The organism is Dysgonomonas sp. ZJ709 (assembly GCF_011039195.1).
Lineage (GTDB): Bacteria > Bacteroidota > Bacteroidia > Bacteroidales > Dysgonomonadaceae > Dysgonomonas.
On the sequence record NZ_JAAKEM010000045.1, the window covers coordinates 1 to 19,076 of the forward strand.

General features: G+C 33.6%; 18 protein-coding genes and 1 pseudogene. 12 read left to right on the top strand and 7 right to left on the bottom strand.

Features of this window, described 5'->3' with window-relative positions; translation table 11 throughout:
* Nucleotides 1-127 precede the first annotated feature (127 nt).
* The 3 genes and pseudogenes from G7Y56_RS17510 to G7Y56_RS17515 form a co-directional block, all read right to left on the bottom strand.
* Nucleotides 128-832 (bottom strand): annotated as a pseudogene (locus G7Y56_RS17510) (YWFCY domain-containing protein); the annotation flags it as partial.
* Between the two features lie 385 nt (nt 833-1,217).
* A complete protein-coding gene (locus G7Y56_RS18745; RefSeq protein WP_255498794.1) occupies nt 1,218-1,466 on the bottom strand; it encodes a hypothetical protein in 249 nt (82 codons plus the stop codon).
* Nucleotides 1,436-2,293: an IS110 family transposase gene (locus G7Y56_RS17515; protein WP_255498795.1), complete on the bottom strand. Its 858-nt coding sequence runs from the start codon at nt 2,291-2,293 to the stop codon at nt 1,436-1,438. Before G7Y56_RS17515 ends, G7Y56_RS18745 begins: the two co-directional genes overlap by 31 nt.
* A gap of 515 nt (nt 2,294-2,808) precedes the next feature.
* Here G7Y56_RS17515 and G7Y56_RS17520 point away from each other — a divergent pair.
* The 11 genes from G7Y56_RS17520 to G7Y56_RS17570 all read left to right on the top strand — a co-directional run bounded on the left by G7Y56_RS17520 (nt 2,809) and on the right by G7Y56_RS17570 (nt 15,751).
* Nucleotides 2,809-4,464, top strand: coding sequence for a vitamin K epoxide reductase family protein (locus G7Y56_RS17520; protein ID WP_165045627.1), 1,656 nt, complete (start codon nt 2,809-2,811; stop codon nt 4,462-4,464).
* A 397-nt stretch (nt 4,465-4,861) separates the two neighbouring features.
* Nucleotides 4,862-5,053, top strand: a complete 192-nt coding sequence (locus G7Y56_RS17525; protein ID WP_165045629.1) for a TIGR04149 family rSAM-modified RiPP — start codon at nt 4,862-4,864, stop codon at nt 5,051-5,053.
* Between the two features lie 89 nt (nt 5,054-5,142).
* The gene (locus tag G7Y56_RS17530; RefSeq protein WP_165045631.1) at nt 5,143-6,636 is read left to right on the top strand and encodes a TlpA disulfide reductase family protein; all 1,494 of its coding nucleotides are present in this window, start codon (nt 5,143-5,145) and stop codon (nt 6,634-6,636) included.
* Nucleotides 6,637-6,671: 35 nt separating this feature from the next.
* A complete protein-coding gene (locus G7Y56_RS18915; RefSeq protein WP_165045633.1) occupies nt 6,672-6,851 on the top strand; it encodes a TIGR04149 family rSAM-modified RiPP in 180 nt (59 codons plus the stop codon).
* A gap of 92 nt (nt 6,852-6,943) precedes the next feature.
* Entirely contained in the window at nt 6,944-7,783 is an 840-nt protein-coding gene (locus tag G7Y56_RS17540; protein WP_165045635.1) for a DUF6625 family protein, read from the top strand.
* Between the two features lie 111 nt (nt 7,784-7,894).
* On the top strand, nt 7,895-9,499 hold the full coding sequence (locus tag G7Y56_RS17545; protein ID WP_165045637.1) for a glycosyltransferase family 32 protein: 1,605 nt from the start codon (nt 7,895-7,897) through the stop codon (nt 9,497-9,499).
* The gene (locus tag G7Y56_RS17550) at nt 9,495-11,729 is read left to right on the top strand and encodes a peptidase domain-containing ABC transporter (RefSeq protein ID WP_165045656.1); all 2,235 of its coding nucleotides are present in this window, start codon (nt 9,495-9,497) and stop codon (nt 11,727-11,729) included. The genes G7Y56_RS17545 and G7Y56_RS17550 overlap by 5 nt, the downstream gene beginning before the upstream one ends.
* Nucleotides 11,730-11,735: 6 nt before the next feature.
* Nucleotides 11,736-13,049, top strand: a complete 1,314-nt coding sequence (locus tag G7Y56_RS17555; RefSeq protein ID WP_165045639.1) for an HlyD family secretion protein — start codon at nt 11,736-11,738, stop codon at nt 13,047-13,049.
* Nucleotides 13,050-13,060: 11 nt separating this feature from the next.
* Entirely contained in the window at nt 13,061-13,645 is a 585-nt protein-coding gene (locus G7Y56_RS17560; RefSeq protein ID WP_255498796.1) for a glycosyltransferase family 32 protein, read from the top strand.
* Between the two features lie 172 nt (nt 13,646-13,817).
* Nucleotides 13,818-14,924 (top strand): glycosyltransferase family 2 protein, encoded by a 1,107-nt coding sequence (locus G7Y56_RS17565; RefSeq protein ID WP_165045641.1) that lies wholly within the window; start codon nt 13,818-13,820, stop codon nt 14,922-14,924.
* A 5-nt stretch (nt 14,925-14,929) separates the two neighbouring features.
* Nucleotides 14,930-15,751 (top strand): hypothetical protein, encoded by an 822-nt coding sequence (locus G7Y56_RS17570; protein ID WP_165045643.1) that lies wholly within the window; start codon nt 14,930-14,932, stop codon nt 15,749-15,751.
* A 79-nt stretch (nt 15,752-15,830) separates the two neighbouring features.
* Here the strand turns inward: G7Y56_RS17570 and G7Y56_RS17575 are convergent, their stop codons facing one another.
* Together G7Y56_RS17575 and G7Y56_RS17580 are read right to left on the bottom strand one after the other, a co-directional pair.
* Nucleotides 15,831-16,703: an IS982 family transposase gene (locus tag G7Y56_RS17575; protein WP_165045645.1), complete on the bottom strand. Its 873-nt coding sequence runs from the start codon at nt 16,701-16,703 to the stop codon at nt 15,831-15,833.
* Nucleotides 16,704-16,942: 239 nt separating this feature from the next.
* Entirely contained in the window at nt 16,943-17,197 is a 255-nt protein-coding gene (locus tag G7Y56_RS17580) for a hypothetical protein (protein ID WP_165045647.1), read from the bottom strand.
* Between the two features lie 63 nt (nt 17,198-17,260).
* On the opposite strand from G7Y56_RS17580, the gene G7Y56_RS17585 reads away from it, so the two are divergent.
* A complete protein-coding gene (locus tag G7Y56_RS17585) occupies nt 17,261-18,334 on the top strand; it encodes a hypothetical protein (protein ID WP_165045649.1) in 1,074 nt (357 codons plus the stop codon).
* Nucleotides 18,335-18,452: 118 nt separating this feature from the next.
* Here G7Y56_RS17585 and G7Y56_RS17590 read toward each other — a convergent pair whose 3' ends face one another.
* Together G7Y56_RS17590 and G7Y56_RS17595 are read right to left on the bottom strand one after the other, a co-directional pair.
* Nucleotides 18,453-18,671 carry a DUF3873 family protein gene (locus tag G7Y56_RS17590; protein WP_165045652.1) on the bottom strand — a complete coding sequence of 73 codons (219 nt, stop codon included), beginning with the start codon at nt 18,669-18,671 and terminating at the stop codon, nt 18,453-18,455.
* A gap of 17 nt (nt 18,672-18,688) precedes the next feature.
* The gene (locus G7Y56_RS17595) at nt 18,689-18,985 is read right to left on the bottom strand and encodes a hypothetical protein (RefSeq protein ID WP_165045654.1); all 297 of its coding nucleotides are present in this window, start codon (nt 18,983-18,985) and stop codon (nt 18,689-18,691) included.
* Nucleotides 18,986-19,076: the final 91 nt, after the last annotated feature.

Genomic DNA, 19,076 nt, shown 5'->3' on the forward strand with positions numbered 1-19,076 from the left:
CGAGCGTGCTACACTCCCTGTCGTCTTTCGTTGAACAGATGAGCCGGTGATGATAGGTCATTTTCAAAGAACACTTGCCTAATCCTTGCCAAAGGGACGATTATTATACTACCTTGACTGGCGCACCATAAATGTACATCGAAAATCCTTTCTTGATATGCTGTTTGATGTAGTTATTCACTACGGCATAAGATTTGCCACTTCCCGGAGTCCCGAGCACCATTGTCGCCCGAAACGGATTGACAACGTTTATCCAGCCGTCATTCCACTTCTTTTGGTAATAGAATCTGGTAGGCAAGTTAACCGAATATTCGTTCTCCATCAGGTGTGTTTCCTGCATGAAACTTTCGTTTTCGATGTTAAAGACATCTTCCATAAGTCTGTTTTTCAAAAGGCGGCTTGCCCACAGCCCGGCAACCAGTAAGAGGATATATCCGATAATAAGGGTTGCTGTGTATAGTGCGGCATTGGCTTCAAGCGGCAGGGGTAAATTCAGTACCCACCAGTTCAGGAAAAAAACGATTGAACCGCAGGCGGCATACACATAAATTTCGTTCCATGTTATTTTTTCGTTTTTTACACCTTTAGTTTCTAAACAGGATAATCCTAAGAATGCAACGGCAAATAGTTTAGTCCATAACAGATTGGAAAATAATCCGGCTGTTTTATTGAAGTTGATAAGTATTCTATCGACTACGCCAATATTGATACCAAAATCTTTAATACACTCGTAACAATACCAGTAAATATGGATTGTCACAAACAAAATACTCAAAGCCCGCATAAATTCCATGACTTTGGCTAAACCTCTTAAATCATCTTCGTTTCCCATTTTAAATCCAAATTTTTTAATGATTAATTTTTATTTTTTTATCTTTATGTCAGGATGTAAAGAGGAAACAGGCACTGCTGGGGAGCAACCTGTCAGCAATAAACATCCTGACGATATGCAGTAACGCTATTGGGGGAGATGGATTTTCTATCTCCCTTTTCAGTATTACTGATATTGTCTATATGGCTCAAAAAACCCAATCTTTAATCCTATAGTAAACAGACTTTCCACAGCAGACTTCCCGATTTTTGGGGCGCTGCAAATCCCTGTATTAGTTTATATAGGCGAGAGTCACAGATTTTGCAAAGCAGACTTCAAAGCTGCACGAAGACGATAGTGTTTTCTCTCGTGTGAAAAGCTGTTTACTTTATAGGATCGTATGTTATCAGACGACGCAGTTGACATATTCTTGTTTACGTTTAAGAACAAAAAACACTCTGTTTACCAATCGGCGGGCAATCTTTACGATAGCCTTGTTGCCGTTCATTCTCTTGCGATATTCCTCATAGGCCATCGTCATTGCCGGATCTTTTCGGATGGCCATCCATGCGGCTTCGATGAAGTAGCACCTCAGTATAGCGTGTTTTCGTATGGTAATATTACCTACACCTCTTTCTCTCCGCTCGAATGACACATCGGGATCAGTCCGATATAGGATGCCAACTGGTCGGCATTCTTAAATCTACCGATGTCGTCTATCTCCATGAGTAATGTTATGCCGGTCGTGATTCCGATTCCGGGAACCGTCATCAACAATCGCAACGGCTCAGCGAACGGTTCTCTACGTGACAACTCCCGGATAGCCCTCGTTTCCTGCAATAACATTTCACGCAAGCGATCAAACTGCTCGATATGCAAGTCCAATGTCTTCCGTCCGTACTCGGTAGACATCTCTACCTTGTCCAGCCATTGCAGGAAACGCTTCGACCAGTTGCCCATCGTGTCACGGGTAAATTCTTCCGGTATCTCTATGCCGTGAAAACGTAACAGAGACTTGATACGGTTCTTCTCCCGCGTGGTGTCTTTTACGATCAAGTTTCTCAGTCTAATCAAAGAACGTATTTCCAATATCTCTGCACGGGGAACGTAAATACCTCTCAAATCTCCCGCACGCAGACCTCTGGCGAGTTTGCCGCAATCGACCGCATCGGTCTTTCTCAATTTCTCTCTACTCATAGTCGGTACATCGGCCGGATTAACCACAATGTTGTTAATCCCTAATTCCGTAAGTTTGTTGTGTGTCCAGAATCCACTGAATCCGGCTTCATATACCGAATGATAAGTTGCTCCCGGATAATTTGTAACCAGAAATTTATGTAAAGCTTCCGGCTGTGGATCTTGACTGAACTTCTTTAGAACCGAACTCTCTGAGAGTACCGCCACCGACCAACTTTTCAAATGAACATCTATACCTACATAGATATTTTGTCCTTTGAAGTCTAATCCTTTACTTTGTCTCATAAACTATATCATTTAGGTTAAATTGATTAAGTCGAAATTATCCAAAATTAACCATAAAACGGATAGCTCACTCCTCACTCAGATTTCAAACATAGGGATTTTGCATATACCTTATTTTTAATGATAAGGCAAACCAAACTCAATAATTTAAAGAGTATTGAATCGTGTCGTCACATTACATCATTTTTCAGTACGTTTCACTATGTTATAATTTATAATCCACAGGGAGTACAGCATTATTTATATACAAGCATGTTCCTAATTTTAATAAAATCAACAATCATTTTAATGTGCTAATTGCCAATATTTAACTAATTGTACAAAATAGAGGACATATTTTCGAATCTTCTACTATAAAATGCCTGATTATATTCAAGCCGTTTTTTTATGCAATTTTAGAGTTATTAATACTTTTTTGGTGAAATAATTTAAATTATGTTTAGTTTATTTAAAAAATATCTTTTCTTTGTAATATCTAAACTGTAGAACTTTAAATTTCTTAAAATAATATACGAATGGCACGCATAATTAATTCCACGAATTATAATGTTTTTACGGCTTTTCTTACATTATTAAATGTGAAAAGCACTAAAACATTTTCAAACAAATATTATAATGAACACCCTCATAAATATAATTTGTATGGAATTTCGAAAATGCTTTCTGACTATAGAATAGAAAATGCTGCCACAAAAATAGAGGATCGGGGAAAAAATATATTGAATATTGAGACTCCGTTTATTGCTCATTATGGAGGGGATTTCGCTTTGGTTGAAGAAGTAAATGAGCAAAATGTTAAATTTATATGGAATGGTAATATTATAGATTTAGAGCCGGAGAAGTTTGTGCAATCCTGGTCTGGAGTTGTATTATTAGCAGAAGCGAATGAAAATTCAATTGAACCGTATTACAATAAAAATAAAAAAAAAGAAACATTCAATTTAATTCAAAGATCACTTTTATTAATTACAGCTAGTATTCTAATTATTCTTGCATACATTTCAAATTCATTGTATAATAACTTGGGGCTGTCCTTATTGTTGTTACTAAACCTTGCAGGTGTTTATATTGGTTATCTGCTAGTAAAGAAACAAATTCATATTCATAGTGAGTATAGTGATAAAATATGCTCTTTGTTTAAATATGCAGACTGTAATGATGTTCTAGAATCGAAGGCTGCAAAATTATGGGGAGTGTTAGGCTGGAGCGAAATTGGATTAGCTTATTTTTTGGCTAATACTGTTATCATACTATTTTTCTCTTCACTTATACCTTATTTAGTTATCATAAATATTTGTAGCTTGTTGTATAGCATCTGGAGTATATGGTATCAAAGATTCAAAGTAAAACAATGGTGTCCACTATGTTTGATCGTACAGTTCTTATTTGGAGGAATTTTTCTTGTTAATCTGTTATTTGGCTTTATAGTTATTCCAACCTTAAATATATCCGATATAATTGGACTCGGTTGCATCTACACATTACCGATAATTATTGTAAATATGCTTACTCCCAAGTTAAGTAAAGATGGAAAAACAGAACAAATAACGCAGGAATTAAATAGTTTTAAAGCTAATGAGGAAATATTCATAACCCAACTGAGAAAGCAAACGTATTATGAAATAGATAAGCTTGCATCAAATATTATATTTGGCAATCCCCAAGGGCGTATTTTGATTACTGTCCTGACAAATCCACACTGTAATCCTTGTGCAAAAATGCATGCCCGAATTGAAGGACTTTTAGATTCGGGTGCTGATGATTTATGTATACAATATATATTTACATCGTTCAATTTCAATGAGAAACTTCATTACAGTAATAGAATTCTTATTTGGCTATACATGAACCTGAATATAGAGAACACTAAAATTATCTATAGGGATTGGTTTAATGGTGAAGAGAGTATATTCTTTAATAAGGAGGAGCAGTTACCCTCCGACTTATTTATCGACTGGATTGAAAAAAAATGTAAACTATATAACATAGCTAATCTGGAGAGTTTCCATCTGGAAAATAATGAGGTTGATGCAGAACTAAAAAAACATAAAGACTGGATTGATAAGTTACAAATTCAGGGAACGCCGACAATACTGATAAATGGCTATAAGCTACCGGATAACTATCAAATTGAAGACTTAAGGTACTTTAGTGATCTGGATATTGAATAATATAAATACATTATAGTACGAAACTAATATCGTCTATCCTCATAGTGCTGTTTTCATCTATTTATCATTGAAAAATAAGTGTTGAGGAGAGAACTCTATAATTAAATCTGGAGAGAATAAAACACGATTTCTTATTTGAGATAAGATACCATGTAAACGATAATACCACAATCTAACTTAAATATTAATTTTCATGAAGAAGACCAAAGAAAGATCGTATACAAAGTCCTATCCCATGAGTTGTGTCGGAGGCAAAATATATAAGAGAATAGGTTTATTTGAATGATACTAATTGCATATGTTAACATTAATATCTATTGTTAAGTTGCCGGGCAATAGGCAATAAACTGATCATTTATTGTTTTTTCTGCAACATTAATTCAATTTATTAACTATTATGAAAAAGATTAATTTAAAAGGAATTTCGGAAGTTCTCAGTGAAAGAGAGCTTAAGAATGTAAAAGGAGGAAGCGATACTGGATCATCGGCTTGTGCTGGTAAATCAGACGGGGCTTCATGCACCTGCAACGGACGATCGGGAACATGCAAATATGCACCTTTTGCCGGACTTATCTGCTGGTTAGGCTAAACTATGATTATGATAGAAGAATTATTTTAGTGATGATTCTTCTATCAATTATCAAATTGAAAATTTCGTCAAGTTAATTTAAGAAGATTATGCATTTATTCAAGGCATTCATATTATTTATAACCATTTTTCTATCGGTGATAGTAAAAGGTCAGTCAAATGGAACCTTAATTGTTCCCCATATACAAAGTGGTGTAGCAGAACTAACCGGAAAATTAACTGGAAATAATGAGATCCAATCGAAAACTCTAAGTTTGAGTGTTGGCAACCCCATTACATCTGAGAGGACGGAATATGAAATTCCGATAAAAGAGGATGGCAGTTTCAGTCAAAGTGTTTCTCTTACCAGTATAAATATCGGTAATATAAGATCAGATATATACAACGGCGGAGTGCCTCTTATTCCCGGGAAAAAAACGATTCTGAACATAACTTTCGATGACAGTAAAGGGGATAAAAAGGTCGATCTAAAAAGCGATCTTGGAGTAACTGCCGATGACATGATGAATATTACAGATGCGATGATGGAAATATTGATGCAACCTATACGTCCTGACAATTATAATATGTCCCCTCAAGCATTAGCCGACTATACGATAAATAGAATGGGAGAGATATTAAAAACATTAGAAGCGAATACAAAACTTTCGGATACCGCTAAACAATTGGTTGAGATTAATGCTAAATTGTTTTATCTTGATAATATTTTATTGGATTATAATGGCATAATGAATATTACCTATATGAGACAACATAAGGTAGATTCCGTACCATCAGATTTTCATTTGAAAGAGCCTGATAAGTCCTATTATTCTGTTCTTAAAGAGTTCAATTTAAATGATCCCATATGCCTATATGCCGATTACTATCCTATTGTTTTACAATCTTTATTGAAAAATCAAACTCTAAATATTCCTTCGATAGGAGAAACTCCCATTACGGATTGGTTGGTGGAGGCAAAAGCAATACTTCAGGATTGTATAGGTTCAGATAACGGATTATTTTATGATTTATTAGTTGCAAGTGCGTATAATATGCAACTAAAAGAAATGATTCCTTTAACAAAAGTTCAGATTAAAAATATACAGGCATATTATAAGGAAAGTCCTTTTATTGATATATTATTCAATGAGAATAATAGGGTAATTCAATTAGGTGCTGATAGTCAAGCCTTGGTAGTTAATGAAAAAACGGCTGGGTTAATGGATAGTATTGTTTCAAAATACAAAGGTAAAGTTATTTTTGTTGACTTTTGGGCTACATGGTGCGGTCCGTGTCTGACAGCAATGAAAGAATCTAAGCAAATCAAAGAAGAATTTGATAATAAAGGGGTTATATTTGTTTATATAACTAATGATACCTCTCCTCGTAGAACCTGGCAACAAAAGATTTCAGAAATGAAAGGCGAACATTATTACCTGAGCAGTAAAGAATGGGATGAAGTACTAGACCAATTTGGTTTTTCTTCCATACCCACTTATCTCATATATAATAAGGAAGGAGAATTGAAACATAAATCCACACCTTTTATGGGGGCAAAAAATATGAAAGAATGGATTGATGAGTTATTACAAGACAAGTAGAATAAACACATCATTATTTTAAAGTTATTATTGTTATGAAAAAGATCAATTTAAAAGGGATTTCAGAAATTCTTAGCGAGAAAGAGCTGAAAAATGTAAAGGGGGGAAGTGGATTAGCATGCACAGGGTCATGTTCGGGAGAATGTTTTGCTGTAGGAAACGTTAGAGGATACTGCCGGATCTCTATAAGTGGTTGTATTTGCTCCAGCATTTGAGAACCTGTTTTTTCTTATTGAAAATCAAAAGAGAATCTACAAAATCTTAGAAAATGGATTCTCTTTGTTTTTACTCTTAAATATAATACATAATGAATACTTACAAGGAAAAGACAATAACCTTACTTATACCATGGATGGGAGATTGGCCCTGGTATTTTTCTTATTTTCTACATTCATGTAAATTCAATCCAAGTATCGATTATATTCTTTTATCAGATAATAAATCATTACCAATACAATTACCCGATAACGTAAGAATCATACCTTATTCTTATGAACAGTTTAATAAGACTGCATCAAATGTTCTAAATCTAGAGATAAAAGTAAGTTATGGCTATAAATTATGTGATTTTAAGCCGGCTTTTGGATATATCTTTTCCGACTTAATAAAAGGCTGTGATTTTTGGGGCTATTGTGATATAGATATCATATGGGGTAATATACGAGCATTTATGACTGATGAAATATTAGCCGAATATGATATAATAAGTGCACGTCATGATTATCTGGCGGGATGCTTTGCTCTATATAGGAATAATTCACAAATGAGAGAGTTATTCAAGGAAAGTAAAGACTATATAAGAATATTTACAAGCTCTGAAAATTTCTTTTTTGATGAGACCAATTTTGCATTCAAAGAATTTGGAATTGGGCTTCATTATAGCCAGATAAAAACAGAAATAGAGAGTATGACTCATGTAGTAAGACGATTACAAGAATCAAATAGTTTAAAAGCCTATTTTGAATTTCAGATAGTAGAAGGTTTTGCCGGGAATATGCTTTGGGACAAAGGAACATTAATCTATCGTAAAGAATTTGAAGCTATGTGTTATCATATGGTTCGGTTTAAAAGAAAATATTCAGAAGAATCTGATATCAATAAAGAAATCCCTAATAAATTTAGAATCGGAAAGAAGAAAATATATTGATTTCTCTATTTTGAATATTCAGTCAACGCTAGATTAAGAGTTATTTTTATGTTGAAAGAAGTAAACCCTTCTTCTACTATTTTATTATCATTTATATAACTTTATATTTATATGATTATTTATAATAAAGAAACGCCTATATTGTTAGTCACCGTAGGATCTATTGAGAATATCCAGCAGATTTATAATGAACTACAGAAAATTAAACCTCAACGTTTGTATTTAGTTTATAATACACCAGGAACAGAAGAACAAGTTACTGAGGAGAATCAGATAAAATCTATTTTTAATGAAATTCAATGGGATTGTAAGGTAAAGATTCTGCTAAATAAAAAACATTTAGAATATAATGAAATTATGCTGAAAGCTGTTCGATGGTTTTTTCGTCACGAAACAGAGGGGATTATATTTGATGGTTTCAGTGTACCATACCCCGCTTTCTATGCTTTCTGTTCTTACATATTAGAAAAATATCGTTATGATGAGCGTATCGGACATATTTCAGGTTGGGATTTTCATAACTCGAATGGAAAAATGAGGACAAGCGATTCATATTATTTTTCCAAATTGGTTCATATTTGTTCAGGCTGGGGAAGCTGGCGAAGGGTATGGCAAGACATAGATACCCAATTAAAAACATTTCCTGTTTTCAAAAAGTTAAACATTATTGAGAAGATTCCATCCCATAGTCCTTTCTCTTTTCAATGGTACTATCTGGATCATATTGATAAATACTGGGAATCTTCGTATGAATACGCCAACCTTATTGAGAATCGCTTATCTATTGTTTCTAACACCAGTCAAATTCCAGTTAACGAATATAAATTTCCGGAAATTAAATGTCCTGTTTTCATGATTAACGCTGTTGAGGAAGAATTACTATTACAAGAGGTTAAATACAGTATTCCGGCTATTACACCACATGAGCAGGATGGTACAGCGTTTATGGAAGAAAAATTGTTGTCGTATAGTAAAGAGGCTGCTAACCGGATGAAAATTCCGCGTATGATTCACCATATATATGAAGATCCTGCCGGGCCTCCTAAAAATCTGCTTGTTATTGCAAACACTTGGAAAGAAAAACACCCCGATTGGGAATATCGTTTTTGGAACAGACAAATGATTCATGATTTTTTAGAATCAAAATGTCCTGATTTTTTAGAATATTATTATAGCTATCCATTCAATGTTCAACGTTGGGATGCGATACGTTACTTGATTTTATACTATATCGGAGGGCTGTATGTGGATTTGGATTACGAATGTATCCAGTCTTTGGATGTATTATTGACCGACTCAAGCTGTTGTATGGGTATGGAGCCCCCCGTCCATAAAAACTCTATCAATTTATTACCTATAGGTAATGCGTTAATGGCATCTGTTCCTAAGCATCCTTATATGGCAGCTATTATTGATGATATGAAAACCAATTTTTTTGTAGATTATCAACAGGGAGACACACATCAAATATTAGCGACTACCGGTCCGTTAATGGTAGCTAGAGTATATGATCAGTATAAAGCAAAAAAAAATGTAACTTTGTTGCCTGCGGATTTAATATCCCCATTGTCAATGCAAGAAGTCTTAATGTTGCGTAGTGGTCATGCTCGTCCATGTGTACTAAAGAAAGTAGAGAATGCATTTGCCATTCATTATTGTTTCGGTTCATGGCGGTCGCAAACCGCCGAAGGAAAGGCATGGCAAAAAAACAATTAAAGTGAAAAAATTTCCCTTCTTCCGCCAATTGGACAGTATGGACTGCGGTCCGACCTGTATCCGCATGGTTGCAAAATACCATGGACGTAGCTATAGCCTGCAAACACTGCGCGAAAACTCATTTATCACACGCGAAGGCGTTTCCATGCTAGGCATTAGCGATGCCGCCGAAAACATCGGATTCAGAACTACTGGCGTGCGAATATCTTTCGACCGATTTATCGAAGACATGACCTTTCCTTGCATTCTACATTGGGAGCAGCAGCACTTTGTAGTATGTTATGGAGTAAAAAAGAAAAAACGTTTTTTGGGCAAGACCGATAATGAAGAATATCAAATAATGATTTCCGATCCGGCTCGAGGGCAGTACATTCTTACCAAAGAGGAGTTTAAAAGAAAATGGATCAGTTCAAAATCGGAGGGGTATGATACAGGAATTGCCCTAATGCTCAAACCAACGCCTGAATTCTACGAACACGAAGACGAGAAACGAAAAGAAGAAAGAAATTTAAAATACTTTCTCCGCTACTTAACCCCGTATAAAAAACAGTTATTACAATTAGTTGTAGGAATGGGTATCGGAAGCATTCTGCAACTCATATTCCCTTTTTTGACACAAACTGTAGTAGATCAAGGGATAGGGAATAACAACCTAAGTTTTATAACCCTTATCCTTATCGCTCAATTGGTTCTATTCGTAACACAATTGGCTGTTGAATTCATTCGTAACTGGATTACGTTACACATGAATACACGCATTAATATAGCCTTGATCTCCGATTTCCTGATAAAACTAATGAAACTTCCCCTTCGTTTCTTCGATACCAAAAATATCGGGGATATTATGCAACGAATCGGAGACCATAACCGGATAGAATCATTCCTGACTGGCTCGACATTGTCGACATTATTTTCGTTTGGAAACTTCGTCATATTTGCATTTATTTTAGGCTATTATAACCTAACTATATTGGGTGTCTTCTTGCTTGGGAATACACTTTATGTAATGTGGATATTGTTTTTTATGAAATACCGTCGGAATCTGGATTATAAACGATTTTCTCAGGCTTCCGCCGAACAAGGCAATTTGGTTCATATGGTTACAGGGATGCAGGAAATTAAATTGAATAACATAGAGAAACAATACCGTTGGAAATGGGAACGAATACAAGTAAAACTTTTTAAAATAAACATTAAAGGGTTGGCATTGGGACAGTATCAACAATTAGGTTCTGTTTTCTTTAGTCAAACGACTTCGTTATTTATTTCTTTCCTTGCGGCAAAACTTGTTGTAGACGGAAATATAACGTTAGGGATGATGATGTCCATCAGTTATATAATAGGTCAGCTATCTGCCCCTATCGGGCAGGTAATCGGTTTTGCACAGTCATTTCAGGATGCTAAAATTAGCTTGGAACGGTTAAACGAAATACACAATAAGGAAGATGAAGAGCAAACCTTAGCTTTAAAAATTAATTATATTCCCGATAATAAGTCCATATCCATCGAAGATGTTTCTTTTAGCTATGACGGATCTGACAGGGAATATGTTCTCGACAATATCAGTCTTGTTATACCTCAGAATAAAGTAACGGCAATTGTAGGAGCTAGCGGAAGCGGTAAAACGACATTGATAAAACTTTTATTAGGTTTTTATACACCTAATAAAGGGAATATAAAAATAGATCAGACTCCCCTCCAGGAAATAAATCCACACCTATGGAGACAAAAGAACGGAGCTGTTTTACAGGATGGTTTTATATTTTCCGACACTATAGCCAATAATATAGCCGTAGGTGCAGAAGTTGTAGATAGAACAAAACTGACTCATGCTGTCAATGTTGCTAACATAAAAGACTTCATAGAATCTTTACCTCTAAAATACAATACAAAGATAGGAATGGAAGGAAACGGTATCAGCCAGGGACAAAGGCAAAGACTGCTGATAGCCCGGGCTGTATACAAGAGCCCCGACTTTATCTTTTTAGATGAAGCAACAAATGCCTTGGATGCAAACAACGAACGGATAATATTAGACAATCTCAACACGTTTTATAAGGGCAAGACAGTGATAATAGTTGCCCATAGATTAAGCACGGTTCAGCATGCGGATAATATTATTGTGCTGGATAAAGGAAAAATCATAGAAGAAGGTACACATCCTGAATTAATAGCTAAAAGAGGGGCTTATTATATATTGGTAAAGAATCAATTGGAATTAGGATTATAAACAGATATGACTGAGGAAAACGAAAAAAAGGTAGAACTGAGAAGTGAGGAATTTCAGGAGGTATTAGGAGACATTCCACCTTGGATTTTACGATGGGGCATAACCATCTTAAGCATAATTGTAATAGTTATCCTGATAGGTAGCTCTATTTTTAAATATCCCGATATTATAAGTTCCACCATGACATTAACAGGGACAACCCCTCCGGCAGCTATCGTTGCAAAGGCTTCCGGTAAACTAACAGAGTTGAGTGTCACGGACAATCAAGTCGTCAAAGCAGGGGATTATTTAGCTGTTATTGAGAACTCGGCAAAAACACAGGATATACTTTCGCTCAAAAAATATCTAATTGCGATTGATAAAGGGGTTGATACAATACATATATTGCCTCCCAAAGAAATGAATTTAGGCAGTGTACAAGGCATATATTCTTCTTTTTACATAACATTATCTGATTATTTTCAATTTAAACAACAAGATTATTATCTGAAAAAAATTGACTTGATGGGAGACCGCATAAAACGGAACGAAGTATATTATAACAATATGTTGCGACAAAAAACGATAATAGAAGAACAGTTGAAGTTAACAAAACTACAATATGCCAGAGATTCGACACTAAATAAAAAAGGCGTTCTATCTAATGAAGAATTTGAAAAATCACAAAATCAATCTCTACAAGGTCACCTTTCTGTAGAAAACATGTTCTCAACCCTAGAGAATATGCAAATACAAATCGCACAAATGCATGAAGATCTTTTAGATACGGAAAATCAATACATAGAAAAGAAAAACACCTTAGAAACGCAGATAAAGACATTTGTGACACAGCTATTGACCGAAATCCAAACATGGGAAATGAATAATGTACTTATAGCCCCGGTTAATGGAAAAGTCACATTTACAACTTACTGGGTCGCAAATCAAAACATAACAATTGGGAACGAAATATTCAATATAATTCCTACAAATAAAGGAGAGACCATCGGGAAAGCAACTCTACCTATTGCCAGATCAGGGAAAGTAAAAATTGGTCAAAAAGTAAATATCAGATTCGAGAATTTTCCAGACAATGAATTTGGTATTGTACGTGGTACTGTACAAAATATATCACTAGTTCCCTCTAAAGGGAAAGATGGAAATAACTATATTGTGGAAATAAAGTTACCGCAGGGATTGCGTACTACTTATAATATAGAATTACCTTATTTGGCAGAAATGCAAGCACAGGCCGATATAATAACGCAAGATATATCTTTGTTGGAACGTTTTTTCATGCCTATAAGAAAAGTGATAAAAGAGAGTATTAACCTTTATTAAAACTAATAACTATGACTTTAGTACCTAAAATTATTCACCAGATATGGTCAGATACAGAAAATCCTATGCCTAAATTATGCGAGACTTTATCGGATACATGGAAACAAGATTATCCTGGATGGAAGTATGAGTTTTGGAATAATGCAAGGATGAATAATTTTATTCTTCAATATTATCCTCAATATTGGGATATTTATCAAAGGTTTGCCTATAATGTTCAACGTTGGGATGTAGTACGTTATCTTATTTTGTATAAGATGGGAGGTATGTATGTTGATTTCGATTATGAATCCGTCAAACCGTTAGATAAGATTATTGCGGGTAAAAGCTGTTGTTTTGCATTGGAGCCGGAGTCTCATAAAACAGAAAAATTGGACTATATCTTTAATAATGTCCTCATGTTAAGTACCCCCGGTCATCCTTTTATGGCTAAAATAATTAGTAGTGTATTATCCCCCAATATTACAACAATTAAGACAGACGATAAGAAAACGGATGTCTTAAGCACAACAGGGCCATGGGCGTTGGTCAAGCTTTATGAAGCATTAGAGAAAAGACATCTATCATATTCCTGCAAAGTATGTATCTCCCTTTGATCTATATCAGGCACAATTGGTGAGAGTAGGCTATGAAAATGATGAATTAATCGAACAACTAAAAGAAGCACATGCCGTACACTATTTTTTAGGTGAATGGGGTGCAACTAAAGACTAAAAGCTGTGTATAAAATTAGTTAAGTTAAAATCTTATTTGTATAACACTTATTTTATGAGAAACATAATTATTAATCAAAATAAAAGAATAGGATTCTGTATAACTTGCATGAACCGATTGCATCATTTGAAGGAAACCTTAGTAAAAAATATGGAAGATAATTACCTGCCTGATGATACTGAATTTGTGTTGCTGGATTATAATTCCTCGGATGGTCTGGAAGAATGGGTTAAACAGAATTTAAAGAAATATATAGATATCGGAATGTTGATTTACTATAAAACAACAACTCCGAACAGTTACTTGAGGAGCCATAGCCGGAATATGGCTTTTAGGCTTTCCGATTCTAGATTAGTTTGCAATCTGGATGCTGATAATTTTCTAGGAAACGGTTTTGCAGCATTTATGTTGCAGGAGTTTCAAAATAAAGATAATATATTTTATACAAGCAATTATTCCTGTCGTGATGTTATTGGCCGTGTTTGTCTAGAAAAGTCTGATTTTATGAAAATCGGAGGATACAATGAAGCCTTGGTTGGTTATGGAGTAGAAGATGTTGAGCTATTTGATCGCTTGATAAAACATGGTTTAGAACAATGTTTTTTTTATCGGAACGAATTCTACAATGCTTTAAATCACTCTAATGAAGAGAGGATATCTCAGGAATACATGATTAAGCTTATAGACAGTATATATCTATCTTATATCAATCCTTCTTATACATATGCATTGCTATTATACAATAATTCACACTGTGAATATGGGGCAATAATTGATAACTTTCACTTAAATCATAACCGATTCGATGATATAGTATTAATAAACAATAATTGTATGGATGAAAAGTTTCGAATAACAATAAAAGATAAGTGGGAGACAGGCATTTGGTTTGATAACCCAGATGAATTAATTGTCAAAATTGGTGAGCAAACTAAATTTTTAAAAAAGACTGATACCGGATTGAAGGATGAAGAACAACCGTTTTATAAAATTTATGATTCGGAACTTCAGATAAAGATCATTATGATAATAATGGAAGCTCTGAATTTTAAAAAAGTAAAAGAAATTGTAGAAAATAACGACATCATTAATGAAAATGGTTTTGGCAAAGGTATTGTATATAAGAACTTTAATTATAGCGAACAAATATTCTTAAAATAAATACTATGAAGCCAATATGTTTTCAAAATAACAATAAGACTTGGTGTTGTATTTCAATATTTTATTCCAGAAAAGATTGGTCAATTTTATTGCCTGATATACTATCTTTTTATAAGCAAAATACCGAACTCTTAGATTGTTGCTTGACATCATTATCAGAAGAAAGGGGAGAGCATATCAGAATTATTTTTTCGTCCACAACTGATAAAACGGATGCCTTAAAGTTTGAAATTATCAACCATTTTCAGTCATTCTTGAATTGTAATCCTTCAATAAATTCAAAAGAATTTCCTTTTGGAAAAGCCATTTGGTGTTATTATCCGAATAATTCCATACTTTGGAATCGTTTCGAACTAACATATGATTATCTTGATTTATCCCAGAAACTAACTTTACTAACACCTTTCCTTTTGGAAAATGATATGTCTATAGATCATATTTTTTCTGTAGCACTGTTTTTATCTACCAGATTATTAAAATTCATAGAGTATACCGATCGTCTTCGTACATTTGATATTTTAATGGCTGGATTAGCCAAAAAGATGGACATTAGCATAGAGGATCTAATTAATAAAATTGATTTGCTTACCATAATGGAAATTATAAATTCCTATTGGGAGCACGAAGAAGAGATTCAATGCGAATCATTATATGTTGAGTGGATTAAAGAATCGGAGCGCATATTATTGACTTCTTCTGATAGTTTTAATTATGGAAGGTTAGTTCAGATTATTTGTGAACATTTGGGGTTAAACGATCCGTATTATTTAATGATTATCAGTTTTTTAAGGCAATGGTTCATAAGTAATAAAGAATCTATATCATAAAAGTGATAATAACTATATGGAATTAATATTTTATTTGTAATATATCAATAGATACGATATAAGATAACCCGTGGTGCATTTAAGCAATCCGAGTTTTTAAGTTGTTAATATTTCGGTTGTTTAATTTGTTTATCAGTTGTATAACTGTAAGCGCCATTATTTTAGACAATACTCTGTTCTTGAACCCATCAAAAGATTTGGCATAATTTCTCCGAATCATGAATTGGTCGCATAATTGAGAAAACAAGGTCTCTATACGTTTTCTTGATTTTCGAAAGATATAAGCTTGTGGTTTATAATCCTTTTGATTGCCACGCATTGGTACTTCAAGCTTAATTTGATTACTTGAGAATAAATCTCTCTGATAATCAATACTTAAATATCCTTTATCTCCTAAAATAGTACAATCATTATACATTGATTTTATATCTTTCAGATAATGAATGTCGTGTATTGAAGCCTGAGTCAAATCAAAATCAGTAAAAACACCATCAATAGTACAAATAGCATGAAGTTTGTAGCCATAATTATTGTTTGATTGAGAAGCACAATAACCTTTGTCAGGGGCAGTTTCGTATTCTTCTTTACAAATCTGACTTCGATAACTTCGACTTAGCTTACAGACTTCCAATGGCATGCTATCTATAATATAGTAATCTTGATTACTGATGCTGAGAGCTACTTTTCTTCGTAATAAATCTCGATAATAGAACAGTCGTCGTTTCCTTCGGTTATAAACACTACGGTCTATTTTTGAAAGTAAATCAATAGGTAGCTTTCTAAACAAATCCCTCTCTGAATCAATACCCAAAAATTCGGAAGTTAAGTCAATGGCAATTAACTCAATATCTGATAGTCTAGGTTTTCGTATTTGATTCAAAAAGTTCATCTGACTTTCTATAGATTGCAATGTTTCCAATATTTTTTCGTAATTTCGAGTGAAGTTGTTCATATATTTAATTAGTTGGTAGCTAAATAAATATAGTCATTTAATTGATAATGAACAACTTGTTTTTATTAGGATAAATGCACCACGGGTTAAGATAATACATCTTTACAAAAACAAAGTTGTATTATCTCAAATATGCAAAGAGCGCAAATATCTATTAAAAAACTGTTTATAAATCATTCTCTAATAAAATACACCTCTTATATCGAATATTCATCTATATATGCAATATATATAGATAGTTATCTCCTTTTTCCTTTTTTCTTTCTTTTCATTCTGCGAATAAACTCTTCCTCTTCGGGATCGGGCGTTCCTGCTCTTACATGGAAAGTGCTCAATCCTTTATCAGTTAAACCCTCCTGATAGTAATTATCGGAATTTTCATTTCCGTTGTTATTCCCTTGCAATACATTTGATAAAAGACTGATAAAGATATTCTTTTCGGGTTGGTTATTGTTTGTTTCGGAATCTTTCAATGTATTAAACCAGTTATTCATCGCTGGGAAATTGAAAAACCACCACTAGGGAAGGTCTATTTATGTTTAATGCCTAGTCATTGGATGACATTTAGTTTTGTGCTGATTTTGTTAAAATACAACGACGATATTATACCTGATGATTATAGCTGTATTGAATTAAACAATAGCTTCAAATACGAATTAAATGACATAAAGCAAAACCTAGATAGAATAACGATAGAGGATAAAGAGTATATTGATTTTATCTTCGGAAAAGAAAATGAAGGACAGGAATCTCAATTAAATATGAGGAAAGAAAAAATAATTGATTTATTTTCATATTTGAAGAAAAGGGCAGAAATAGATGAATTTAATATAATAAAAGACATACCACTTAGCGAAAACAAAATAAATGATTTCAGAGAAAAAGTTGGAAGCTTATGGGAAAAGAATAATGTAATAATAAATATTATAAAACATTTTGGGAGAGAAAGAAATTTACCGAATGATAATAAGGGAAATGCATTTGGATATTTCAGAACATTAGAGAAAGGGAGATTCGCTTTTATTGATGGAGATTATCACAAAAATATTCATGGTCTGGAAACTTATGGGGTAAATCTAGCTAGAAGTATTGATTACCTATTCTTTGAAAAAATTCTTGATATTGCAGAGCCTACAACTTGCAATGGAGATGTTGATATTCACATTCACATAGAAGAGTTTATAGATAAGTCTCCGGACAAGAGCAATATTGTGATTTTTACTAATTGGAGAAGTCATCAACGCTTAGCGAAGGTTAAAGTGGCAGAAAACGAAAAATTCCCTCACTCTAATTTTTGTTATTCTTATTATGATACTCCTATTCCAATAGTTAATTCATTTTCTGATTATCAGGATTATATTTTTATTGTAGATTTTAAAGATGTAGCAATTGATATTTTTTTTAGTGATTCTCCTAAATATTACAAACAGGAATTGTTCGTTGATGTTATAGAGTATCAAATAGGCGTTATAACAACAAACACAATTCAAGAGTGGAGTCAAAAAGATGGAAATGAATATACCGCCTCGGAAATTGAGGTATTGGAAAGTAACAATATAAATATCAAAATATTATGTAAATTCGAATTTAAATTCGAAGATTCTCTTAATTTTTTAGTCATCAAAATTTAATTTAAGACAACTAGAATATCAGCGTATTATAATCTACTATTGGTTTTTTGCTTCTTTTTTGTCCGCTTAGGCTAATTGAAAAAAGAAGCGGCGGAAATTTCTCTCCGCCGTCAGTTTGTTATTTTTTTGTATTTTCAGTTAGCCATACATCTCGCTTTTGTCGACATTCTTCGAGTGATTTACCAATGCAGGAGAACAATTCGCCATCGGTGGTATGGCGATAATCATATTGGTAGTATTGCGTTCCTCTGAACGCTCCTGCGATAAAAGTGGTATAGTTTTCTTTACCTGTTTCGCATACGGAACAACCGTTGCTGTTGATTGATTTTGTTGTCATTGGAGTATGGTTTAAAATTAGAAATGTTCAATTATTCTCACTGGAGTATGCTGTGCGAGCCACTCTGCAATATGCTCCGTATTGTATTCGGAAGTAATTACGGCTTTACAATCACTTATTTGAGTAAATCGGGACGATTCGTAATTTTCAACCCATTCTTTGAGATTGACGGTTTGCCAAGATGAATAATCATGGGTAAACATTTTATCTATTTCCTTTATGCTCTGCGAAAATGTTACAATAAAGGTGTGGTATTTAAAATCCGAATGTTTGGATTTTAAATAATATCCGAATAAAAATAAAATCCGAATCATTTTATCTAATTAGCTGTATTTAAACATTCTAAAATCTGGGGAAATTTGATTTTATTTGTCATTAAATCTATTAATATAAAAAGTATGGACT